The following is a 2,867-nucleotide window of genomic DNA, read 5'->3' on the forward strand; positions in this document are numbered from 1 at the left end:
CCAGCCGAGCCTTGAGAGTGACTAGAACATGCTGGAAAGCATGGCCATAGCGGGTGACAGCCCCGTATAGGAAGCTCAATGGGACGTATTAAGTAGGGCGGAACACGTGAAATTCTGTCTGAAGATCGGAGGACCACCTTCGAAGGCTAAGTACTCCTTACTGACCGATAGCGAACCAGTACCGTGAGGGAAAGGTGAAAAGCACCCCGACGAGGGGAGTGAAACAGTACCTGAAACCGGACGCCTACAATCAGTCGGAGGCTCCTAGCGAGCTGACGGCGTACCTTTTGTATAATGGGTCATCGACTTGGTCTCACGTGCAAGCTTAAGCCGTTAGGTGTAGGCGCAGCGAAAGCGAGTCTTAATAGGGCGTCGAGTTCGTGGGATCAGACCCGAAACCGAGTGATCTAGGCATGACCAGGATGAAGGTTGGGTAACACCAACTGGAGGTCCGAACCCACACCTGTTGAAAAAGGTCGGGATGAGTTGTGCCTAGGGGTGAAAGGCCAATCAAACTCGGAGATAGCTGGTTCTCCGCGAAATCTATTTAGGTAGAGCGTCATCCGAATACCCCGGGGGGTAGAGCACTGGATGGGTAATGGGGCCCCACAGGCTTACTGATCCTAACCAAACTCCGAATACCCGGGAGTACTAGATGGCAGACAGACGGCGGATGCTAACGTCCGTCGTCGAGAGGGAAACAACCCTGACCTCCAGCTAAGGCCCCCAATTCATGGCTAAGTGGGAAAGCAGGTGGGACGACCATAACAACCAGGAGGTTGGCTTAGAAGCAGCCATCCTTTAAAGATAGCGTAACAGCTCACTGGTCTAAATAAGTTGTCCTGCGGCGAAGATGTAACGGGGCTCAAGCCATGAGCCGAAGCTGAGGATGCCGTAAGGCATGGTAGCGGAGCGTAGTGTGACATAGCTTCATGCCTCTTTAGACTTCTCCGGAAGTCACTAGAGGCTCGAAGCTTTCTGTGAAGCCGGCGCGTGAGCGATCCGGTGGAGAGATCACTAGCGAGAATGATGACATGAGTAGCGACAAGGAGTGTGAGAGACACTCCCGCCGAAAGTCCAAGGGTTCCTGCTTAAAGCTAATCTGAGCAGGGTAAGCCGGCCCCTAAGGCGAGGCAGAAATGCGTAGTCGATGGGAACCAGGTTAATATTCCTGGGCCGTGTGGTGGTGACGGATCACGGATGTTGTTCGACCTTATCGGATTGGTCGGGCCGCTGAGTGGTCCCTGGAAATAGCCCCACTTTAGGACCGTACCCTAAACCGACACAGGTGGACTGGTAGAGAATACCAAGGCGCTTGAGAGAACGATGTTGAAGGAACTCGGCAAAATACCTCCGTAAGTTCGCGAGAAGGAGGCCCGGTTCCTAGGCAACTAGGGGCTGGGGGCACAAACCAGGGGGTGGCGACTGTTTACTAAAAACACAGGGCTCTGCGAAGTCGCAAGACGACGTATAGGGTCTGACGCCTGCCCGGTGCCTGAAGGTTAAAAGGAGGGGTGAGAGCTCTGAATTGAAGCCCAGGTAAACGGCGGCCGTAACTATAACGGTCCTAAGGTAGCGAAATTCCTTGTCGGGTAAGTTCCGACCTGCACGAATGGCGTAACGACTTCCCCGCTGTCTCCAACATCGACTCAGCGAAATTGAATTGCCTGTCAAGATGCAGGCTTCCCGCGGTTAGACGGAAAGACCCCGTGCACCTTTACTACAGCTTCGCACTGGCATCAGGATTGTGATGTGCAGGATAGGTGGTAGGCTTCGAAGCAGAAACGCCAGTTTCTGTGGAGCCTCCCTTGAGATACCACCCTTCGCACTCTTGATGTCTAACCGCGGTCCATCATCTGGATCCGGGACCCTGCGTGGCGGGTAGTTTGACTGGGGCGGTCGCCTCCTAAAGCGTAACGGAGGCGCGCGAAGGTTGGCTCAGAGCGGTCGGAAATCGCTCGTTGAGTGCAATGGCAGAAGCCAGCCTGACTGCGAGACTGACAAGTCGAGCAGAGACGAAAGTCGGCCATAGTGATCCGGTGGTCCCGAGTGGAAGGGCCATCGCTCAACGGATAAAAGGTACGCCGGGGATAACAGGCTGATACTGCCCAAGAGTCCATATCGACGGCAGTGTTTGGCACCTCGATGTCGGCTCATCTCATCCTGGGGCTGGAGCAGGTCCCAAGGGTATGGCTGTTCGCCATTTAAAGAGGTACGTGAGCTGGGTTTAGAACGTCGTGAGACAGTTCGGTCCCTATCTGCCGTGGGTGTAGGATACTTGAGAGGAGTTGCCCCTAGTACGAGAGGACCGGGGTGAACGATCCACTGGTGGACCAGTTGTTATGCCAATAGCAGTGCTGGGTAGCTATGATCGGACAGGATAACCGCTGAAGGCATCTAAGCGGGAAGCCCCCCTCAAAACAAGGTATCCCTGAGGACCGTGGTAGACCACCACGTCGATAGGCCGGAGATGTAAGCATGGTAACATGTTCAGTTGACCGGTACTAATGGTCCGATAGGCTTGATTTGTTCCAGTAATAGACAAACTTACTGTAAAATCAAAAGCATACCCCAACAGTGTACTGACTTCGACAACACGATTGATCAACGAGCAGGAACTCGCATTTTACTCCGTGAAATACGATGCATCCTGCCCGTCGCGACGGTCAAATACCTCGCGACGTAGAGCCCTTATTCGGATTGGTGGTCATAGCACAAGCGAAACACCCGGTCCCTTCCCGAACCCGGCCGTTAAGCGCTGTCGCGCCAATGGTACTGCGTCTTAAGACGTGGGAGAGTAGGTCGCCGCCAGTCCTAATAAGCGCTCTAATTCCTCTCTATAGCGATCAATATCCCAATATATGTCG

At 54.0% G+C, this 2,867-nt stretch carries 2 rRNA genes; both read left to right on the forward strand.

Annotation, left to right across the window (positions count from 1 at the left end):
- Positions 1 to 2,529: ribosomal RNA gene (locus G455_RS0122015) — 23S ribosomal RNA — on the forward strand; the annotation flags it as partial.
- Between the two features lie 170 nt (positions 2,530 to 2,699).
- A 5S ribosomal RNA gene (rrf, locus tag G455_RS0122020) occupies positions 2,700 to 2,814 on the forward strand.
- The last annotated feature ends 53 nt before the right edge of the window (positions 2,815 to 2,867 follow it).

This window comes from Pseudodonghicola xiamenensis DSM 18339 (assembly GCF_000429365.1).
In the GTDB taxonomy this organism is placed as follows: Bacteria; Pseudomonadota; Alphaproteobacteria; order Rhodobacterales; family Rhodobacteraceae; genus Pseudodonghicola; species Pseudodonghicola xiamenensis.